At 54.0% G+C, this 20,810-nt stretch carries 19 protein-coding genes; 14 read left to right on the forward strand and 5 right to left on the reverse strand.

What is annotated here, in order from left to right; translation table 11 throughout:
* Positions 1-100 precede the first annotated feature (100 nt).
* Positions 101-946 (forward strand): CorC family transporter, encoded by an 846-nt coding sequence (locus K7G70_RS12090; RefSeq protein WP_223788909.1) that lies wholly within the window; start codon positions 101-103, stop codon positions 944-946.
* Between the two features lies 1 nt (position 947).
* Positions 948-1,991: a lipoprotein N-acyltransferase Lnb domain-containing protein gene (locus K7G70_RS12095; protein WP_223788910.1), complete on the forward strand. Its 1,044-nt coding sequence runs from the start codon at positions 948-950 to the stop codon at positions 1,989-1,991.
* Position 1,992: 1 nt separating this feature from the next.
* Here K7G70_RS12095 and K7G70_RS12100 read toward each other — a convergent pair whose 3' ends face one another.
* From K7G70_RS12100 to xseA, 3 genes are read right to left on the reverse strand one after another with little or no spacing between them, the layout of a single operon-like run.
* Positions 1,993-2,577 carry an IMPACT family protein gene (locus tag K7G70_RS12100; RefSeq protein ID WP_223788911.1) on the reverse strand — a complete coding sequence of 195 codons (585 nt, stop codon included), beginning with the start codon at positions 2,575-2,577 and terminating at the stop codon, positions 1,993-1,995.
* Positions 2,567-3,010: a hypothetical protein gene (locus K7G70_RS12105; protein ID WP_223788912.1), complete on the reverse strand. Its 444-nt coding sequence runs from the start codon at positions 3,008-3,010 to the stop codon at positions 2,567-2,569. The genes K7G70_RS12100 and K7G70_RS12105 overlap by 11 nt, the downstream gene beginning before the upstream one ends.
* Positions 3,011-3,059: 49 nt before the next feature.
* Complete coding sequence (gene xseA / locus K7G70_RS12110) at positions 3,060-4,400, reverse strand: exodeoxyribonuclease VII large subunit (RefSeq protein ID WP_223788913.1); 1,341 nt, start codon at positions 4,398-4,400, stop codon at positions 3,060-3,062.
* Positions 4,401-4,451: 51 nt separating this feature from the next.
* On the opposite strand from xseA, the gene guaB reads away from it, so the two are divergent.
* Genes guaB through tadA form a run of 3 tightly spaced genes read left to right on the forward strand, consistent with a single transcriptional unit; the run spans position 4,452 to position 7,985 of the window.
* Positions 4,452-5,912: an IMP dehydrogenase gene (guaB, locus tag K7G70_RS12115; RefSeq protein WP_223788914.1), complete on the forward strand. Its 1,461-nt coding sequence runs from the start codon at positions 4,452-4,454 to the stop codon at positions 5,910-5,912.
* 31 nt (positions 5,913-5,943) lie between these two features.
* On the forward strand, positions 5,944-7,497 hold the full coding sequence (gene guaA, locus K7G70_RS12120) for a glutamine-hydrolyzing GMP synthase (RefSeq protein ID WP_223788915.1): 1,554 nt from the start codon (positions 5,944-5,946) through the stop codon (positions 7,495-7,497).
* Entirely contained in the window at positions 7,488-7,985 is a 498-nt protein-coding gene (gene tadA, locus K7G70_RS12125; protein ID WP_223788916.1) for a tRNA adenosine(34) deaminase TadA, read from the forward strand. The genes guaA and tadA overlap by 10 nt, the downstream gene beginning before the upstream one ends.
* Here tadA and K7G70_RS12130 read toward each other — a convergent pair.
* The gene (locus K7G70_RS12130) at positions 7,970-8,491 is read right to left on the reverse strand and encodes a CPBP family intramembrane glutamic endopeptidase (RefSeq protein ID WP_223788917.1); all 522 of its coding nucleotides are present in this window, start codon (positions 8,489-8,491) and stop codon (positions 7,970-7,972) included. The two genes, tadA and K7G70_RS12130, sit on opposite strands and share 16 nt — an antisense overlap.
* A gap of 159 nt (positions 8,492-8,650) precedes the next feature.
* Complete coding sequence (locus K7G70_RS12135) at positions 8,651-9,343, reverse strand: lytic transglycosylase domain-containing protein (protein WP_223788918.1); 693 nt, start codon at positions 9,341-9,343, stop codon at positions 8,651-8,653.
* A gap of 66 nt (positions 9,344-9,409) precedes the next feature.
* Here K7G70_RS12135 and K7G70_RS12140 point away from each other — a divergent pair, with 66 nt between their 5' ends.
* The 9 genes from K7G70_RS12140 to K7G70_RS18105 all read left to right on the forward strand — a co-directional run bounded on the left by K7G70_RS12140 (position 9,410) and on the right by K7G70_RS18105 (position 20,792).
* Positions 9,410-9,817, forward strand: coding sequence for a hypothetical protein (locus K7G70_RS12140; RefSeq protein ID WP_223788919.1), 408 nt, complete (start codon positions 9,410-9,412; stop codon positions 9,815-9,817).
* Positions 9,814-10,785: an OmpA family protein gene (locus tag K7G70_RS12145; protein ID WP_223788920.1), complete on the forward strand. Its 972-nt coding sequence runs from the start codon at positions 9,814-9,816 to the stop codon at positions 10,783-10,785. Before K7G70_RS12140 ends, K7G70_RS12145 begins: the two co-directional genes overlap by 4 nt.
* Positions 10,786-10,843: 58 nt before the next feature.
* Entirely contained in the window at positions 10,844-12,220 is a 1,377-nt protein-coding gene (locus K7G70_RS12150; protein WP_223788921.1) for a pyridoxal-phosphate dependent enzyme, read from the forward strand.
* A 41-nt stretch (positions 12,221-12,261) separates the two neighbouring features.
* On the forward strand, positions 12,262-13,440 hold the full coding sequence (locus K7G70_RS12155; RefSeq protein WP_223788922.1) for a trans-sulfuration enzyme family protein: 1,179 nt from the start codon (positions 12,262-12,264) through the stop codon (positions 13,438-13,440).
* 953 nt (positions 13,441-14,393) lie between these two features.
* Positions 14,394-15,038 carry a penicillin-binding protein activator LpoB gene (locus tag K7G70_RS12160; protein WP_223788923.1) on the forward strand — a complete coding sequence of 215 codons (645 nt, stop codon included), beginning with the start codon at positions 14,394-14,396 and terminating at the stop codon, positions 15,036-15,038.
* Between the two features lie 9 nt (positions 15,039-15,047).
* Positions 15,048-16,307: a hypothetical protein gene (locus K7G70_RS12165; RefSeq protein WP_223788924.1), complete on the forward strand. Its 1,260-nt coding sequence runs from the start codon at positions 15,048-15,050 to the stop codon at positions 16,305-16,307.
* A gap of 11 nt (positions 16,308-16,318) precedes the next feature.
* On the forward strand, positions 16,319-16,801 hold the full coding sequence (locus K7G70_RS12170) for a putative periplasmic lipoprotein (RefSeq protein WP_223788925.1): 483 nt from the start codon (positions 16,319-16,321) through the stop codon (positions 16,799-16,801).
* The gene (locus K7G70_RS12175; protein ID WP_223788926.1) at positions 16,798-17,700 is read left to right on the forward strand and encodes a hypothetical protein; all 903 of its coding nucleotides are present in this window, start codon (positions 16,798-16,800) and stop codon (positions 17,698-17,700) included. The genes K7G70_RS12170 and K7G70_RS12175 overlap by 4 nt, the downstream gene beginning before the upstream one ends.
* Positions 17,701-17,702: 2 nt before the next feature.
* Positions 17,703-20,792: a thrombospondin type 3 repeat-containing protein gene (locus K7G70_RS18105; protein ID WP_223788927.1), complete on the forward strand. Its 3,090-nt coding sequence runs from the start codon at positions 17,703-17,705 to the stop codon at positions 20,790-20,792.
* Positions 20,793-20,810: the final 18 nt, after the last annotated feature.

Raw genomic sequence — 20,810 nt, forward strand, 5'->3', positions numbered from 1 at the left:
ATTTTGCCGGATTGATCACCGAATAGCGATAGACAAGACCGAAAACAGGCTTTAAACTTAGCACATGTACAACAACGACAAGGTGTTTTAAAAAACCTTAATGACAGAAGACCAGAGTAGGAAAGATTCTGATCCGGACGTTCAGAAGTCTTGGCTGAGCAAATTGGCCAACCTGTTTACCGATGAGCCGCAAAATCGCGACGATCTGATACAAATTCTCCAAGAAGCCTATCACAACGATTTGGTTGATGCCGACGCTTTGAGCATGATGAAAGGTGCTTTGAAGGTGTCTGAGCTGCAAGTGCGCCAAGTCATGGTGCCGCGCGCCCAAATGGTGGTGATTCCACTGGCCTCGGACATCGAAGACATCTTGCCGATCATTGTCGAATCGGGCCATTCACGCTTCCCGGTGGTGGGTGAAGACAAAGATGAATTGGAAGGCATCTTGCTGGCCAAAGACGTGTTGAAATCTTTCGTCAAAAGTGAAGCCGATTTCAATATGAAGCAAATCATTCGGCCGGCGGTGGTGATTCCTGAGTCCAAACAAGTCAACATCTTGTTGAATGAGTTTCGCACCACGCGCAACCACATGGCGATCATCATTGATGAATATGGTGGGGTGGCTGGTTTGGTGACCATCGAAGACATCCTGGAAGAAATCGTGGGAGAAATCGATGATGAATACGACGATCAAGAAGACCCTTATGTGATGAAGGTCAGTGAACAAGTCTTTCGCATCAATGCCTTGACCACCATCACCGAATTCAATGAACAGTTCGATTTTGACTTCGATGACACCGAATATGACACGGTTGGCGGTTTGGTGGCCAGTGAAGCAGGGCGTTTACCCGAGACCGGTGAGGTGATCGAAGTGGCCGAAATCGCTTTCAAAGTGGTGAAGGCAGACAAGCGGCGCATTGAATTCGTTGAAATTGACTTGAATTGATTTGAAACGCCTGCTGCTGTTGTTGATTTGTGTGCTTGGTGCCGTGCCAGCAGCGGCCCAACAAGTGCGGCTGATCACCATCGGTCCGGGTGATGCGTTCTGGTCAGCTTATGGCCACACCGCCATTGCCATTGATGATGAGGTGTACGGTTTTGGTTATTTCAGTTTCGATTTGGAAACCATCAAGGCCTTCATCAACAACCAGATGATGTATGAGCTGGGACTCAGTTCAAGCAACCACGAACACCATTTGGCACGATCACAAAACCGCGATTTCAGTGTCATCACCTTGGACTTGGAGCCTGCTCAAGTGGCGGCCATCAGCCATTACCTGCAATGGCATTACCGACCGGAAAACCAAACCTATCGCTACGACTACTTTTTGCAAAATTGTGCCACCAAGATCCGCGATTTGCTGATCCTGGCTTGGCCGAATCGTTGGGAGCAGGACAGTCAACAAACCACTGAGAGCAGTTATTTTGACCTCACTTTTCCTGCCCGCCATCAAGGTTTGATGAATTTGGGCTTGGCGATGGGCTATGGCCCGGCTGCCTATGCGCCCCGCACAGACTGGGAACTGATGGCATTTCCGGTACATTTGGAACGGCATCTGCTGCAAATGGGCTTGCCCCAAGTGGGTGAACGGGATTTGCTGTTTGATGCCCATCATGCCCAAGGTTTGAGGTATTACTGGCTGACCCATTGGGCCTTGCTGTCCTGGCTGCTGTTGTGGACTTTGTTGTTGTCACGCCCCTGGGTTGCGGCGGCCAAAGCCTGGTTTTGGGTGCATGGCTTGATCGGCGTGGTGCTGTTGGCTGGGTGGTGGTTGACGCCCCATCAAGTGATGGCTTGGAATGCCAACATCCTGTTGTTCACCCCCTTGGGTTGGTTCACGGCCTGGTGGCCGCGGCTCAAATTGGCGGTGGGATTGGGGTGGCTGTTGTGGTTGCTGATCAGTGTTTGGCTGGGGGCCTGGTATTTGTTGCCACTGTTGTTACCGGCTGGCTTGGCTTGGCGTCGGCTGTCTGTGCCCCACCAGACCTGATTCAATCGGCAAACACCGCTTGACCTTTACTGAGGTTTTGCACATTCTGCTTGAAAGGCTTGCTGGCCGAGGTCGGGATGGACACGACACACTGCACACCGGTGGCCTGAAACTCTTGACTGATCACCGCACCGCCCAAATCGCTGACCAATTTGAACAACGGTTGACTGCAAGCGAAGGGGACCAACACCTGACTCGTGTCCATCGGCACATGATGGGCGCAAGGGGCCTGTTGCAGGTTTTTGGCGATGGTGCCACCATAGGCCCTGGCCAAACCACCGGTGCCGAGTTTGATGCCACCATAATGGCGAATCACCAAAGCCCCAATGCAGTCAAAACCGGCACCATCGATGGCGGCCAAAATGGGCTTGCCTGCTGTGCCAGACGGCTCACCGTCATCATTGAATCGGTATTCACTGCCAATGCGGTAGGCCCAACAATTGTGGGTGGCATTGAGGTCTTGATGTTGTTCCAGGAAGTGGAAAAAGTCTGTGGGGGAGTCGACTGGGCCGCAAACACCAATGAAGAGGCTCTTTTTGATCACCGCTTCATTGGTGTGGGTTTGGGTGATGACCTTATTGGTCAAGAAATTTGGCCGGGATGGCGGTGTTTGGATAAGCCTTGCCCATGAAGCCAACGATGTTTCTGACCATTTCCAGGTTGCCGTCATTGTGGAAACGTTCCAGGGCTTCCAGTGCTTTATCGGCAGTTTGGTAACGCATGGCCATGCTCATGTGCATCCGTGCTTCGGCCATGGCCGCTTCTTTTTCTTGTTGGGTCATGGCCTGCAAGGCTTCGCGATCCACCTCCGGCTGGACCACCGTGACGGTGGGTTCAGCCACCAATTGTTCGGTGGGTTTGACTTCATCAACAGGTTGCAGATCGGCACTCACTGTGGCCGATTTGGCAGTTGTTTCGTCACCGTCTCCGGCCATGAATTTCCAGCCCAATGCGGCCACAAACAACAAGCCGGCAACGATCAAAAAGGGTACCAATACAGATTTAGATTGGGTAGTCATGCTTTTAAGTCCTCGTAGTGTGGTGTTTCAAACGGAGCGATTAGATCACCTAATCATCAAAACGTTCAAAAATTTTGGCGTGTATTCTACCAGATTTCAGCCGCGTTGCTACCTCATCACCCAGATTCACGTCGGCGGCGTCTTTGATCACCCGGTCATCGTCCAGGCGGGTGGTGACGCTGTAACCACGAGACAAGATGTCCAGCGGGTTTTGGTGATTCAGTTCACTGGCTTTCAAGGCCAATTGTTGGCTGGCATGTGCTTGCTGTTGGCGGATGTGCCAGTGCAATTGTTGGTCCATGTTTTGCAGCAGTTGTCGTTGCAAAGCCAAATTGGGTAAGGCGCTGAGCAGGCGTTGTTGGGCTTGTTGCCAGCGGTGGTGCTGGGCTTGCCATCGTTGCTTGATCACTTGTTGCAGTTTCTGAGATTGGTTTGACTGCCGTTCCTGCAGTCTGGCCAAGGCCCGTTCAGGGTGGCGTTTTTCCAGTTGGTGCTCAGCCCGATCGAGGTGTTGTTGAAACACCCTAAGCCGTTCTTGTGTCAGCAAGTGCAGCAGGCGTGACTGGTGCAACAGGGTTTGTTGCAGCTGGCCAAAATCACCGGCGATGAGGTGCGCAGCCGCCGTGGGTGTGATGCAACTCATGTCGGCCACCAAATCACTGATCGATTCATCCGTTTCATGGCCCACGGCACTGATGATCGGGGTGTTGAGTTGGGCCAATTGATGGGCCAGGAACTCATCGTTGAAGGCCCACAAATCTTCTCTGGAGCCACCGCCCCGGGTCAGCAACAGCACATCATGCTCGGCGGCATCGGCGGTGCGCAGGGCGTGGTTGATTTGCGGCGGTGCATCGGCCCCTTGCACCGGGGTGTGATAGACGCTGACTTCCAACAATGGGTTGTGTTTGATGAATACACGCAAAATGTCTTGCAAGGCGGCCCCTTGGGATGAGGTGATGATCCCCAGACTGCCGATCACTTGCGGAATGGCTTGTTTGCGACAGGCATCGAACAGGCCCAGCTTGGCCAGTTTGTCTTTCAGCAACAAGAATTGCTGGGCCAAATCACCTTGCCCGGCTTCGGTGACCCGCAAGGCATTGACTTGCATGTCACCTTTGGGGGTATAAACCGTCATTTGGCCCAATATCATGACTTGCATGCCTGGCTTTAATGGCAGGGTTTGTTGTTGCTTGAACAACACACATTTGATGGTGGCCTGGGCATCTTTCAAAGAAAAGTAATTGTGACCTGCCGGGGAGCGATAATGCTCAAAGATTTCACCGGTCAGCCAAAAGCTGTTGAACTGAGTGGTCAAATGCTTTTTTAACATTTGATTCAAGGCACTCGGGGTGAATGGATTTTGTGCTGTATTTCCTGGTGTTGAAGACATGGTTTTGTGTTAGAATACGCCGCTAATTTTTCCGACCCAGAGGTGGCCACCATGAGAGTTCTTTACGATGCCTTAACCTTCGACGATGTATTGCTGGTCCCGGATTATTCAGACATCTTACCAAAGGATGTTGATTTGTCTACCCAACTGACCCGCAACATCAAACTCAATATTCCGGTGGTTTCTGCCGCCATGGATACCGTCACCGAAGCCCGTTTGGCCATCGCCATGGCCCAATTGGGCGGCATCGGGGTGATCCACAAAAACCTGTCCATCGAGGAACAGTGTGCTGAAGTGGTCAAAGTCAAAAAATTCGAATCCGGGGTGATCAAAGACCCCATCACCGTCAATCCCATGACCACCATCCGTGAGGTGTTGGACATCACCCGCAAACACCGCATTTCCGGGGTGCCGGTGGTCGATGGCGAGGAATTGGTGGGCATCGTCACCAGCCGTGACATGCGCTTTGAAACGGTGTTGGACGATCCGGTGCGCAACATCATGACCCGCAAAGAAGACTTGGTCACCGTGGGCGAAGACGCCGAGGCCAGCGAGGTGTTGAAATTGTTCCACCAAAACCGCATTGAAAAGGTGCTGGTGGTCAATGACGCCTTCAAACTGAAAGGGCTGATCACCGTGAAGGACATCCAAAAATCACAAGATTTTCCATTGGCCGTCAAGGACCGCAGTGAACAATTGCGGGTGGCTGCGGCCGTGGGTCCGGGTGGTGATTCGGTGGCCCGGGTTGATGCCTTGGTCAAAGCCGGGGTCGATGTGTTGGTGGTGGACACCGCGCATGGCCATTCCAAAGGCGTGATTGAGCGGGTGCGGGAAATCAAACAACAATACCCCGACGTCGATGTGATTGCTGGCAACATCACCACCGGCAAAGCCGCTTTGGCTTTGGTCGAAGCAGGGGTTGATGCGGTGAAAGTGGGCGTGGGACCTGGCTCCATTTGTACCACCCGCATTGTGGCCGGGGTTGGGGTGCCGCAAATTTCTGCCATTGATGACGTGGCCAAAGCCTTGCAGGGCACCGGCGTGCCTTTGATTGCCGATGGTGGCGTGCGTTATTCAGGTGATTTGGCCAAAGCCATTGTGGCCGGCGCATCGACCATCATGATGGGTGGCATGTTCGCTGGTACTGAAGAGTCGCCCGGTGAAGTGGAACTGTATCAGGGCCGGACATTTAAATCATACCGCGGTATGGGCTCATTGGGCGCCATGGACAAAGGTTCCAAAGACCGTTACTTCCAAGACGAAGTGGATGCCGAAAAACTGGTGCCTGAAGGCATCGAAGGCCGGGTGGCATTCAAAGGGGCTTTGGCCCCAGTGGTGCACCAATTGATGGGAGGCTTGAGGGCTTCGATGGGTTATGTGGGTTGCCGCAACATCGAAGAAATGAAGACCAAGCCCAGCATGGTTCGCATCACCAATTCAGGGGTCAAAGAGTCGCATGTGCATGATGTGCACATCACCAAAGAAGCCCCCAACTACCGCACCCGCACCTGAACCCAAACACATTGCACATGAGGGCCTGGCCATGATGGACATCAAACACAGCAAAATCCTGATCCTGGATTACGGATCACAATACACCCAGTTGATTGCCCGCCGGGTGCGTGAGTTGAACGTATACTGTGAAATTTATGCCTGGGATGCCGAAACCCAGGCGATCGAGGATTTTGCCCCTCAGGGCATCATCTTATCGGGCAGCCCGGAATCGGTGCACATGGACAATGCCCCCACCTTGAATGAGGTGGTGCTGCGCCTGAATGTACCCGTTTTGGGCATTTGCTATGGCATGCAGCTGTTGAACCAACATTTTGGCGGTGAAGTGGCTGGCTCCGATGAAAAAGAATTTGGCTATGCCCAAGTCAACATGACCGGACAATCGGTGTTGTTTGATCAAGTCAAGCACCAGCAATTGGACGTGTGGATGAGTCATGGCGACAAAGTGCACACCGTGGCCCCAGTGTTTGAATCCATTGCCCATACCAGCTCCACACCCTATGCGGCCTTTGCCCACCAAGACTTGCCGCTGTATGGTGTGCAGTTCCACCCCGAAGTCGAGCACACCGTCGACGGGCGGGAAATCCTGGGTCAGTTTGTGCACCACATTTGTGGCTGTGAAAAATTGTGGCGCACCGACAACATCATTGACACCCATGTCGACAGCATCCGCGAGTTGGTCGGCGATGAAAAGGTCTTGTTGGGCTTGTCCGGCGGGGTTGATTCTTCGGTGGTGGCGGCCTTGATGCACAAAGCCATCGGTGACCAACTGGTTTGTGTGTTTGTTGACACCGGCCTGTTGCGTTATCAGGAAGGCGATCAAGTGATGCAAACCATGGCCGATAAAATGGACATCAACGTGATTCGGGTCAATGCCCAGGATCAGTATTTCGACGCCCTGGCCGGGGCCACCGATCCGGAGCGCAAACGCAAAATCATTGGTGAGTTGTTCATCCGCATTTTCGAACAACAAGCCCAAGAGTTGGATGACATCCAATGGCTGGCCCAAGGCACCATTTATCCGGATGTGATTGAATCAGCGGGTTCGGCCACCGGCAAAGCCCACGTCATCAAATCGCACCACAATGTGGGTGGTTTGCCCGAAGATTTGTCGCTGAAATTGATTGAGCCCTTGAAAGACTTGTTCAAGGATGAAGTGCGCAAACTCGGTGTCTCATTGGGCCTGGCACCGGAAATGGTCTACCGCCACCCATTCCCAGGTCCCGGCCTGGGGGTGCGAATTTTGGGTGAAGTCAAAGCCGAGTACGCCGACATCTTGGCCCGGGCCGATCACATCTTCATCGAGGAACTCAGGAACCACGATTTGTATGACCAAACCAGCCAGGCTTTTGCCGTGTTCCTGCCGGTTAAATCGGTGGGCGTGGTGGGCGATGCCCGCCGTTATGAGTATGTCATCGCCTTGCGGGCGGTGGAAACCATCGATTTCATGACAGCCCGTTGGGCGCACCTGCCATATGCATTTATTGATTTGGTTTCTCGTAGAATTATCAATGAGATAGATAAGGTTTCTCGAGTGGTTTATGATGTTTCCAGTAAGCCACCTGCCACCATTGAATGGGAATAAGCCCCGCCACAGACCGCGAATTCATGCAACTGGCCATGGCCCAGGCCCAGCAGGCCGCTGCCGCCGGCGAAGTGCCGGTGGGCGCGGTGGTGGTGTTGGCCGGTGAAGTCATCGCTGCGGCGCACAACCAAGTCATCACTTTACACGACCCCACCGCCCATGCCGAAGTGCTGGCCATGCGCCAAGCCGGACAGCGGGTGGGCAACTACCGTTTGGTGGATTGTACCTTGTACGTGACATTGGAGCCGTGTTCCATGTGTGTTGGTGCTTGCATCCATGCCCGCATCAAACGCTTGGTCTATGGCGCCAGTGATCCCAAGACCGGTGCGGTGGCCAGTGTCGATCAGCTGTTAGAGCGAGACCACCACAACCATCGGGTCGACGCACAGGGTGGGGTGGAAGCCACCGCCTGTGGTCAGATGTTGACTGACTTTTTTGCCGCCCGTCGCTTGCAGCACAAGGCACAACAACGTCAAGACAACGAATAAAACCCGAAGGTCAGGGCGTTGTGGGTCATGTGAGCCAGCACCGCTGGCAGCAAACGGCCGCTGCGCACAGTCAACCATGCATACAGCAAGCCAGCCAAGAACAAACTGATGAAAGCCGGCCACTGCCAATGAATCAAAGCAAACAACATGGCACTGATCACCGCCGCCAACCACACGGGCATGTGGGTCTGAAAGCCCCTGAATAAGCACCCACGAAACAACCATTCTTCCAGCCAAGGCGTCAGGCACACGGTGCTGATTAACACGGAAATCAACCAAAAATTTTGTTGGGCCGCTTGCCACCGCTTGATGTCGTTGGCTTGTTCACCACCAAAGGCGGTGATCAACCATTGGTCCATAACCCACAACAACACCGCCAGCAGCACAGCGACCAGCAACCAGCTGGTGATTGGCTGATCGGAGCCTGAGGCCCTCTTGAGCGGCCGCCCAAAGCGCCAAATGGTCCAAGCAACCAAGCCCAAGGAAATGGATTGGTAAAGCAACATTGGGGTCATTGGACTGGGTGGTAGGCGGGGCAGCAGCCACAAAAACAATCCAGTCCACAACAACCACAAAAACACCAAGCCCAGTGTGTGGGCCAGTGACAATGAGGCCTGCCACCATGGTATGGTCTGGGTTGGGTCTGTTTGCTTCAGTGTGGCCAATCAGCGACTGGAGGCGCTGGAGAAGGTGGTGCTGTTCGAGTTGCGACCCGTGGCGGCGGCTTGTTGGGCCGAACGCTGGTAGCGGGCATACAGGATTTTCACCCGACGCACGTACTCTTGGGTTTCTGGAAATGGTGGGATGGTGCGGCCATAGCGTTCAACCGCGGTTTCACCTGAGTTATACGCCGCCAAATACACATCCATGCTGCTGTAGGTGTTTTGTAAGTGGCGCAAGTAAGCGGCACCGCCATTGATGTTTTGTAATGGATCAAATGGGTTGCTGACCTGATAGGTTTGTTGGGTCAAGGGCATCAGCTGCATCAAACCTTGGGCTCCGGCTGACGAGACTGCCTTGGGTTTGAAGGCCGACTCGGCGTGAATCACAGCTTTCAACAGGGATTCTTTGATGTTGTGCTTGCGTGCTGCGCTGGCAATTTCCAGGTTGAATTTGTTCTCGATCAATGGCGTGGTGTTCCAGTTGATGGAGTTTCTCCAAGCCCGACACTCGGGGCAGCGGACATTGAGGATGGAGTAGGATTTACCCGCAGGCTTTTTCGATGAATAGTGTATAATTCCCTGTTTATCAACATGCTTATAAACTTTCATGTTTTTGCTGGCCACGGCCAACTGGCTCATGAACAACAACAGCAAGCACCAGATCAATCGATTGTGGGTCAAACGCAGCAAAGGCATATGTGAAGTAACAACCAGTTTATGAATCATCAAATTATAAAGAAATCAAAGGGTTTTAACAAACTGATGAAGCCGAATATCAGGCTCCAAACGACAAAAACGGGCTCATTGGCCCTGATTTTGCTCATTTTGACCGGTTTGTCAGGCTGCGGTTCACCCGGGGCGACAAAAATTGACGACGACACCTTTTACCAATTGGAAGCCGATGTGGCCGCTGTGGCCAATTCAGCGGTGGCTGATGCCGCCCCCCTGGAAATCAAAGGCATTCAGGAAAAACTGCAGCTGGCGAAAAAAGCCAAGGCTGACCGCGATCGACGCACCGAAGCCCAGCTCACCGAACAAATTTATGCCGACATCCAGCTGGCCAAAAAGCGGGCTGAATTGAAACAAAAGAACAATGATTTGCTGGACTTGCGAGATCAGGTCTCATCAGCCCAGGTTTATCTGATGGAATTGAAGGAGCGCTTGCAATGATTAAACATATGATGCTGTTGGGATTGATGTTGGTGGCAGTCGATGCCTTGGCGCAAAAGAAAAACCTGGAACTGGAAGCCTTGCGCTTGGAATTTGATAACTTCATCACCGACGACAAATACCGGCCTTATGGCACGTCCGAAAAAGCCCAGGCCAAGGCCGCCATTGAAGCCCTGTATAACCAGCGGGGCAAAGTCAAAGAACACGCCGTGTACATGGCCCGCCACCATTTGAACATGGCAAAAATGGCCGCTGAATCCGGCTATTTGGATGCCCAAATTGCGGCCGAAAATGACAGCTTGGAAGCCCTCAACATCGAAACCTTGAAAACCGAGGCGACCGTGGCCCGCCTGGAAGCCGACCGGGCGCAACTGTTGCTCAGTTTGCAGGAAGAAGAGGTGGAACGTGAACGCCTGGAAAAACAGCGGGCCTTGGAGTTGGCCAACCAAAAAGCCAACGAAGCCGAAATGACCCAAGCCGAATTGGCGGCGGCCAAAGAATATGCCCAGGCCCAGAAAAAAGTGGCCGAATTGGCCAAACAAGAAGCCGATTTGGCGTTTGAAGAAATCGATGCCTTGCGCAAGCAACTGGAATCCCTGGCGGCCCGCGAAACCGCCGATGGCTTGGTGATGACTTTGGGCGACTTTGTGTTTGATTCGGCCTCAGCCAACATCAAACAAGCGGCGGTCAACAACTTCACCAAAGTGTTGGATTTCATTGATGGCTATCCCGATCGCAAAATTCGCATCGAAGGCCACACCGATTCATCTGGCAGCGATGCGTTTAACCTGAACCTGTCTCAACAACGGGCCGATGCGGTCAAAGAATTGTTGGTGGATTATGGCATCAACACCTCACGCATCGAAGCCATCGGCATGGGCGAATCACTGCCAGTGGCCGATAATTTCACCGAAGAAGGCAAGGCGAAGAACCGCCGTGTTGACATCATCATTCTGAATCAACAATAACCACCAGCGACGACTGGAACACAATTCGAAAACAACTCGAAAACAACTGGGGACACACATGCAAGTAGTCAATTCAGTGCTTGACCTGATTGGTCGCACGCCCATGGTCAAAGTCAACCACCTGGACACCGGACCATGTAAGCTGTATTTAAAATTGGAAAACATGAACCCAGGCGGTTCCATCAAAGACCGCATTGGCATGTCAATGATTGAAGAGGCTGAGAAAGCAGGGCACATCAAACCCGGTGACACCCTGGTCGAGGGCACCGCGGGCAACACCGGCATCGGTTTGGCCTTGGTGGCGGCGCAAAAAGGCTACAAATTGATCCTGGTGATTCCAGACAAAATGAGCAAGGAAAAAATCTTCAACCTCAAAGCCATGGGTGCAGAGATTGTCCTGACCCGGTCCGATGTGGCAAAGGGCCACCCCCAGTACTATCAAGATTTGGCCGCCAGCATTGCAGAGGAAACCCCGGGGGCATACTTCATCAATCAATTTGCCAACCCCAACAACCCCAAAGCCCATTACCAAACCACCGCGCCAGAGATTTTTGAACAGTTGGACAACCAGGTTGATGCCATCGTGTTTGGGGTCGGCTCCAGTGGCACGGTCACCGGCTTGAGCCAATACGTCAAAGAACACCACCCCCAAACCGAATTGATTTTGGCCGATCCGGTGGGCAGCATCCTGGCCCAATACATCAACGAAGGTGTGCTCAGTGAAGACAGTGGCAGCTGGAAAGTGGAGGGCATTGGTGAGGACTTTCTGCCCAGCATCAGTGATTTCAGCCACGTCACCAAAGCCTATGCGATCAGTGACCAGCGCAGTTTTGCCGCCGGTCGGGAATTGTTGTGCAAGGAAGGCATATTGGGTGGCTCTTCGACCGGCACATTGATGCAAGCGGCGTTGAATTATTGCCAAGAAGCCACCGAGCCGAAAAATGTGGTGGTGTTCGTTTGTGACACCGGCAACAAATACCTGTCCAAGATGTACAACGACTATTGGATGATGGACAATGGTTACATCGAAACGCCGCAACACGGCGATTTGCGTGACTTGATTTCGCGCCCCTACCAGTCCAACGACACGATCGTTATGCGCCCCCAAGAAACCCTGGCCACCGTGTACCAGCGCATGAAGTTGTATGACGTGTCACAAATGCCGGTGATGGAAGGCGATCAGATCGTTGGCATCATCGATGAGTCGGATGTGCTGTTGAAGGTGTTTGGGGATGCCAAAGCCTTCGATGACACGGTGGAATCGGCGATGACCAGCAACCTGGAATTCCTCAGCGTCAAGACGCCATTGGACCAATTGATGCCGATTTTTGATGACGGCAAAGTGGCCATTGTGAAAGAAAACAACCAATTTTTGGGTCTGATCACCCGCATTGACTTACTCAATTACTTGCGCAGGGTTGATATCAACCAGTGATGACCTGATATCAGACCTTCCAACCCAATCAGCAGAACGCCATGAACAACAACGAATACAAGAAAGGCCGCGAATACCAAGGCTTGCAAACCAAAGCCATCCACGCCGGCCAGTTTGTCGATGAAACCACCGGTGCGGTGATGCCACCGATTTACACCACCTCGACTTACGTGCAAAGCAGTCCCGGCAAACATCAGGGCTTTGAATATTCCCGTTCCCACAACCCCACACGCTTTGCCTATGAGCGGGCGGTGGCGGCAATGGAAAATGGCAGTCATGGCTTTGCCTTTGCCTCGGGCATGGCGGCCACGGCCACCATCATTGAGTTACTGGACTCGGGTGACCACGTGATCGCCATGGATGACCTGTATGGTGGCACCAACCGCTTGTTCCGCATGGTGCGTAAACGCTCGGCCAACCTGGATTTTGACTACGTGGATTTGACTGCCGAGATTGATCGCTTGGACCAATTTCTGAAACCCAATACCAAGATGATTTGGGTAGAAACCCCCACCAATCCGATGCTCAAGGTGGTGGACATAGAAAAGATTGTGGCCTTTGCCCAACAACACGGTTTGTTGACCGTGGTCGACAACACCTTTGCCTCACCGTATTTACAAAACCCTTTGAGCATGGGCGTGGATTTGGTGATGCATTCGGCCACCAAATTCATCAATGGCCACTCCGACATGGTCGGCGGCTTTGTCGCAGTCAATGACCCTGAATTGGCCGAGCAGGTGGGTTTCTTACAAAACGCCATCGGCGGCGTGGCGGGTCCCTTCGATGCCTATCAAGCCTTGCGGGGCTTCAAAACCTTGCCACTGCGCATGGACAAACACTGCCAAAACGCCCAAGCCATTGCCGAGTGGTTGGAGAATGACCCTCGGGTGGAACAAGTGATTTACCCCGGACTGCCATCGCACCCACAACATGAATTGGCGAAAAAACAAATGCGCGGCTTTGGTGGCATCATCACCGTATTGATCAAAGGCGGCCTGGCCGAAACCGCGGCGATGATGGAAAAATGCCACCTGTTCGCCTTGGCCGAATCACTCGGCGGCATTGAATCCCTGATCAACCACCCTGCGATCATGACCCACGCCTCAGTCCCCGCCGAACAACGCGCCAAAATCGGCATCACCGACAACCTGGTGCGCCTGTCTGTCGGCATCGAGGACGTCGAAGACCTGATCGCCGAGCTGGATCACGCCTTGGGTTGATCTTGAGCTGACGAACGGCAACACCTTCATGAAAACACCCTGAGCCTGCCTCAGGGTGTTTTTTTATGCCTGAATCATTTCAATCAATACCACTCTGGAGCGTCGACTTCAGTCGACGACACCTGCGCAGCAGGTCAGACGTCCCTTTCATGTCATCAGTTCACTCTTTGGCTGAGTTCTGATATGGCCATTCATTCCAACTGCATTCATTTGAACAATGGATCCCCGGGTCGAGCCCGAGGATGACGGGTTTGGGGATAATGGATCCCCGGGTCGAGCCCGAGGATGACGGGTTTGGGGTTAATGGATCCCCGGGTCGAGCCCGAGGATGACGGGTTTGGTGTTTGATCTTAATCCAAAAATTTAAGAATCTCTTCATTCGATTTTCTTCCAATAAAGGCAGATCCCAAGGTCGCCTACAAAGATGTGGGTGTGTCGTGCGAGCAGGATGTGGCAATGATCAAGCCCGAGGATGGCGGTCTTTGAGTTATTTGTATTCACCCAGGTAGCTGGCTGCCTTGGAGCGTCGACTTCAGTCGACGACACCTGCGCAGCAGGTCAGACGTCCCTTTCATGTCATCAGTTCACTCTTTGGCTGAGTTCTGATATGGCCATTCATTCCAACTGCATTCATTTGAATAGTGGATCCCCGGGTCGAGCCCGAGGATGACGGGTTTGGGGTTAATGGATCCCCGGGTCGAGCCCGAGGATGACGGGTTTGGGGTTAATGGATCCCCGGGTCACGATCTCCGATCCCGTCTCGATTCTAGGACTTACATCCATGTAAGCCAAGCCCGAGGATGTCGGTGTATATTGGCCATATTTGCTAACTTAACAACATGACTCTATACATCATAAGAATAAACCCCCAAATAAAAAAACAAACTTTTTTGAGCCGTTTCCCAGCTGCTTTCCGAATCTGTGTATAACAACAGCAAAATCGGGAGCGAGCAGTGCAATTCAAATCAATCATTCTCATTCTGGGTGCCACATGGGCTTTGGTGGCTTGTGGGGGAAGCAGCAACCATCGGCCCGTGGACAATGTGGCGGGTCGGCCCACCACTTATGTGGATCCGGGCAGTCGTGGCATCGTCAGTGGGGTGGGGGTTGAGTCCCAGGACATCCTGTCCATGACCGAGCAAATGATGCGCAGCATCATCTCCAGTGGCATCCTGAATAACCGCAGCCGGCCGCCCCGCATCATCATGGATGCGGCCTATTTCGAAAACCAAAGCTCGCAGCCCATCAACAAGAACCTGATCGTAGATCGTTTGCGCACCGGCTTGATTAGGGCCTCGCAAGGTCGCATGATGTTCGTGGCCCGGCAAAACATCGCCATGGTCGAAAAGGAGCGACAATTGAAACGCGATGGCCAAGTGGACCAGGGCACTGCCGGCATGACCCAAGCCACCGCCGGCGGTGATTATCGATTGACCGGCAGCATCAAGTCCTTGGATGCCCGTGATCGCAACACCGGTGCCATCCAACGCTATTCGCAGATCACTTTTGAATTGATCGACCTGGAATACGGCACCATCGTCTGGGCCGATGATTTTGAGTTTTCAAAATTTGCCCAGGACGATGCGATCTATCGCTAGGAGGTGATGATGAAACCGCTGATCACAATGGTCCTGACGGCCCTGTTGGTGGCTTGTTCTTCGGCCCCCAAATACGCCCATGAGCGGGCGGTGGAAGCGTCTCAACTGGATGCTTTCATGCAGGACAAACCACCGCAATACCGTCCTTACTTCGAAGTCTACCTGCGACAAGGCGCACGCAATTCAGTGCTCAATGAAATGCGCATCGGCTTGTTGGCCATGCAAAACGGTGACTTGGATCTGGCCGCTTGGTTGTTCGATCGGGCCATCAACAAAATTGAAACCATCTATGCCGACAACAAAACCGCCAAAAAAGCCCGCTCCAAATTCAAAAAAGAAGCCTTAAAAGATTTCAAAGGTGAGCCGTATGAACGGGCCATGGTGTACTTTTACCGGGGGTTGATATACCTGCACCACGATGACTATGAAAATGCCCGGGCCAGCATGTTGGGCGGGTTGTTGCATGATTCTATGGCCGAGGAGCAAACCTATGAGCAAGACTTTGCCAGCCATTTCTACCTCGCCGGTTGGGCCTCCCAATGCAACAACAACCCTTCGCAAGCGGATGATTATTTCAGTCAGGCCGAAGCCTTGAATGCGTCATTGCGGCGACCGGTCAACGGCGAAAACCTGCTGGTTTTGGCCACTTCAGGCCGTGGACCGGCGAAGTTCCGCAAGGGCAAATACAATGAGATGATGGCCTTTGACACCAGCAGCATTGAATCAGCCGCTGGTTTGCGTCGCCCGATTTTACAGTTGAACGGAGACAACCGGCATTTTGCCACGGCAGAGAACATCCACTGGCAGGCCACCACCCGCGGCGGCCGCACCATTGACGTGATCAACCAAGGCAAAGCGGTGTTCAAAGAAAACACCAATCAAATGGGCTCGGCCCTGACCGACACCGGCGCCGCTTTGATGAACACCGGTTTGAGTCGCAACAACCGCAATTTAGGTAATGCCGGGGCGGTGATGGCCTTGTTTGGCCTGGTGTCCAAAGGCGTGTCACGGGCCACCAAACCCACCGCTGACATCCGATACTGGGACAATCTACCCGCCTTTGTGTACCTCCAAGCCCACGACAAAGCAGCCATACAACAAGCTGCTGTGCAGTTCCATTTTGTCGATGCCCAGCAACAAAACCCGTGGGACATGACCAGCACGTTCCTGCATCAGGCACAACAAGGCATCGAGTCCGATGGTTCTTGTGATGTGCTTTACATCCACAGCGAGCCGGGGTATTTGAACCTGCGGCACATCAACCAATGAAGAGGTGTCTCATGAAAAACATTTCCATCCTGATGATATTGGTCCTGTTGGCCGCTTGTGCCTCCAAGCCCAGAACCGCCCCGCCAGTCACCTTCCCAAGCTGTGACTTCTCCAAGGCCCCATATGGCTCGTCACCACGTGGCTATGGTGTGTTGGTGCCTGCCATCAAAGGCACCCTGCATCCGATTGCGTTGTCCACTGTCAGCATCACCGACACCGCCTTGCTGCGGCGCATCGTGGTGCAAGACGTCAAAGCCATGCGCAGTGAAACCGGGCAGCTGAATGTGTATGCCCGGATTGTGAATTGCACCGATTATCCGATCATTTTGGAGGCCAGAACCCAGTATTTGGACGCCCAGCAAGTGATTGCTGAACCAGTGACTGGGTGGAAGCGCCTGTATTTACCTGCCCGAACTCTGGGTAATTACCAAGAAGCCTCGATCAGACAGCCCATGCCTGACACCTTCTTGATTGAATTGAGGGAACAGTTATGAAAACGTTGATTCATTGGCTGCTTGCTTGGCTGTTGGCCTGGCCGCTGTTGGGTACCGCCCAATACCGGCAAGATTTACCCCCGGTGATGAACCCGGATCAAGAGCCGAGCACCACCGCCTCGCAGCGCTATGCCAGCCCAGCCTTGGGTGAGCAATACCGCCAAATGGGCAGCCCCAAAATTTTGTTGTTACTGGGCCGACGCTTGGGCAGTGACTTGTCTGAATGGCAGGCCGATACCCGCGACACCATCACCACCATGAACCGGGCCTACCAAGGCAGCCACCAAGCCAAGGACACCCGTGACACCCACCGCATGACGGAAAATCGCCAGGTGATTCAAGTCAACGTGACCCCCGGCATGCGGGCTTTTTATCAGGGCTTCACCGATTACATGCAAGCGGCCAACATGGGCATGGTCAATTACGACTCAATTGTGCGCCAGGCGCAACGGCAGAATGAACTGTCAGGCACCATCGACCGCAGCACCGATTTGCGTGAAGTGGAAGCTGATGCCATCATGCAACAGGTGGATGTGTTGGTGGAAATCTTGGATGCCGGATCCATCACAGTGCTGGGTCAGCGGGTGGATCGGGTGCAGGTCAATGTGACCCGCCTGGACACCTTTGAAACGGTTTCACAGCATGTGGGCCAGGGACCTGAATATTACCAAGTCAAAGAGCAGTGGGTGGCCGGTGGCGACGGCTACGAGCAACTGCAAACCGTGTTGTTGCAGCACGGCGATGTGGGTTTTCAAATGGCGGCGCCGTTGTTGGCCAAAGCCTTGAATCGGCCATTTGCCCCACGGAGTCAGAGCACCGCAGTCAGCGGTCAGCCCAAAGCCCCGATCAAGAAGAAAAAACGGGTGTTGCCGCCCAAAGGCCAAGCGCCTGGGAATTGATCATGCCTGCCCGCTGTCGGTTCCATCTTTTGTGGTTGTTGTTGCTGGTGCTGCCAGCTCCGGTTTGGGCCAGCAGTGAACGGCAACAGGCCATCGACACCATCAAACAACAGCTGCAAAAAAACCGCAGTGATTGGTGGAAGCTGTCCGGTAAAATCAAGCACCACCTGGAGCACAAAGTCACCAACGTGGCCGATCGGCAATTGGTGGGGCTGGGCAAGATCCTCGGTCGGCAACAGCAATTGAACGAAGATTTGGCGGCTTTGGAAGCCGAACGAGAAGCGGCTTTCGAACAATGGCGGGCAGAATACCCCACGCGCACCCGTGCCGATTGGAAAAACAGTGGGGCTGAATACCGCTCAAACATCAAAATCAATGAAAAAATCAGGGCGGTGTGGAGTCGTTATATCCAAGACCAGTCCAACTACCGGCACCGGGTGTTGCCGGGTAAGGACGGCGAGTTGGCTGGCTTACAACGACAACAAGACGCCTTGTTGGAACAGCGGCGGCAATTGACCGCAGAACTCAAGCGGCTGGAAGCGATGAGTGACGATGAGTTTTTGCGCCAAAAGGCCCCGGCCAGTGGTGCGAAGCCGTTGCGACTGGAGTTATTGGGCGATTCTTTGCGCTATGTCAAAGCGGGGGAAACCACACCTGTGAAACTGGTGGTCAGTGGCGGCAAACTGCCCATGGTGTTGGTTTATCGGGATGCCAACAAGGCCCTCAAATACATGCATCTGGACCGACGGGGACAACACGTGGTGAACCTGACATTCCGCGACGAAGACCAGAGCGGCATGCGGGTGTTCCGTTTAGAAGACGATGACATACCACATCGGGTCGAATCGGTCACTGTGTCATTCCTGGTGGTGGCTGAGGAACCCAAAACGCCCGCCAAACCTGACCCTGGCAAAGCACCCAAGCCGACCCCAGGCAGCAGCGTGACCCCCACAACTACGCCGGCAGACCGCGATGTCGATGGCATCCCCGATGATCAAGACAACTGTCCAGATGTGCCCAATCCAGATCAATTTGACCGCAACGGCGATGGGGTGGGTGATGACTGTGAGCCCACACCCCAAGATCAACCGCCAGCCGATCCATTGTTGCCTTTGACCGCAGAGTTCACCTGTGGCGACGCCTTTGAATTGTCGCCCAACGACGTGTTGTACCCCAAAACCTGCGATGTGTTGGTTTACAACGCCACCGACACCCATGAAAAAGTCAAGCTGCAAGCCATCTATGACGAGAAACTGTTGGATGTGACTTTTGATGACCAGGCGGTGCAGGCCAGTTACCCGGTGACCCGCTTTTTGTTGCTCATCCGCACCCGCGTCACGGCACCGGCCACCCTCACGCCTTTGACTTTGGTGGTGACCCATGGTGGTCAAGAGTTTTACCTGCACATCAACATCCAAATCTTGTTGCCCGAGCAGGAACCCAGCGCCGGTCCCGGCATCCGGCCACCGGCTGATGTGGCCCCCGGTTCGGGTGGTGAGTACTGTGTTTGGCGCTACAAATCATTTGGTGATCCGCCCAAATGCTTCAACATCGTGCGCGCCCAATGCGACAACAGCAACTATGCCGGCAAGACCCGCTATGAGCTGGTGGGTTCGGACATGACGGCTTTGGAATCAGCCCAACGGGCCTTCCAGCTGAGTCCCTACAAAGGCGATGCTTACGGCTGCCATGCCGAACAGGTGCGCCCGCCGGTGATCAAAGACCGCGATCATGACGGGGTGCCCGATGATGACGACAATTGCCCGGATCACCCCAACCCCCATCAACGCAATTCAGACGACAACCCAGCCGGCGATGTCTGTCAACCGCCGCAGCCCAGACCAGATCCAGAGCCCGAACCCAGCACCGAACCCAGCACCGACCCCAGGCCTGATCCCGATGACCAACCAGCGGACAACCCGGTGCATGAAACCGACTGTTCGGCCTATCCAGGCACCGTGGCGGTGTGGGATGAAGCCAGCCAAGCCACCGGCTGTGTCTGTCCAGGTGATGCAGATTGGTATGATGCTTTGCAACGCTGTGCCTCCGCTTTGGATGAGCAAATCGCCAACACCGACTGTGGTGCCTACGGTCCGCATGCCCAGGCAGAGTGGGATCCGGCCAGTCAACAAGTGATGTGCGGTTGTGCGCCCAACCATGAATTTGATGCCAACAACCAATGCGTGCCGGTGGCCAGTGTCGGATCTTGCGCGTCCTATCCAGGTACCCAATGGGTCAACAACCAATGCCAATGTCCGGGCCAATTGGAATGGTCAGATGCCGCCCAGATGTGCGTGCCTTTGGCCGATTTGTCCAGTCAAGACATCAACTGCACGGCCTATCCGGGCACGGCCGCCTTTTGGGACCCCAGCCAAAACCAATGGCGCTGTCAATGTGTGGGTGCCAAGCAGTGGTCAGACTCGCTGGGCAGTTGTGCCTATCCTGAAGACGAACAGGTGGCTGCCACCGATTGTTCGGCCTATCCGGACACCATTGCCGAATACGATGCCTTCAGTGGCGGGGTGCATTGTCGATGTGTGCAAGCCGGCATGGTGTTGTCCAAAACCCAAGGCCAGTGCATGCCGCCAGAAGCCGCTGCAGTGGCTGACCATGATTGCAGTGCCTTTGGGGTGGGGGCCAGGGCACAGGTGACAGGCCACAATCGGGTGCCGCAATGTGCTTGTGTGGCCGGTTATCACATGAACGCCGATGGCACCGCTTGTTTGGCCGATGTCGGCAGTGGTACAGGTGTGGCTGGCGCCGCGCCGGTCACGCCGCCTGAGGTGATCAAAGAGGGCACCTGTGATGCCTTGACCCGGGCCGGCAGCAACGCCGCCGAGCGGCACCGCTTCAACATGGTCGGTAAAACACAACTGTCTTTGCTGTATGAGACCTTCACCGCCGAAGACCGCATTAGGGTGTTGAATGCCGCAGAAAACAGTTTGTGGGATTCGGGTTGTGTGGGCACCCGCGGCAAAACCAACCAAGTCATCAACTTACCGCCGGGTACCGAAACCATTTACATCGATGTCCACCCACGCTGTGACGGCGATTCGAACACCAAGTGGAATTTCACCGCATCGTGCCAGTGACCCAAGGTTGGGGTTGGT

Source organism: Marinicella meishanensis (assembly GCF_019931145.1).
GTDB lineage: Bacteria > Pseudomonadota > Gammaproteobacteria > Xanthomonadales > Marinicellaceae > Marinicella > Marinicella meishanensis.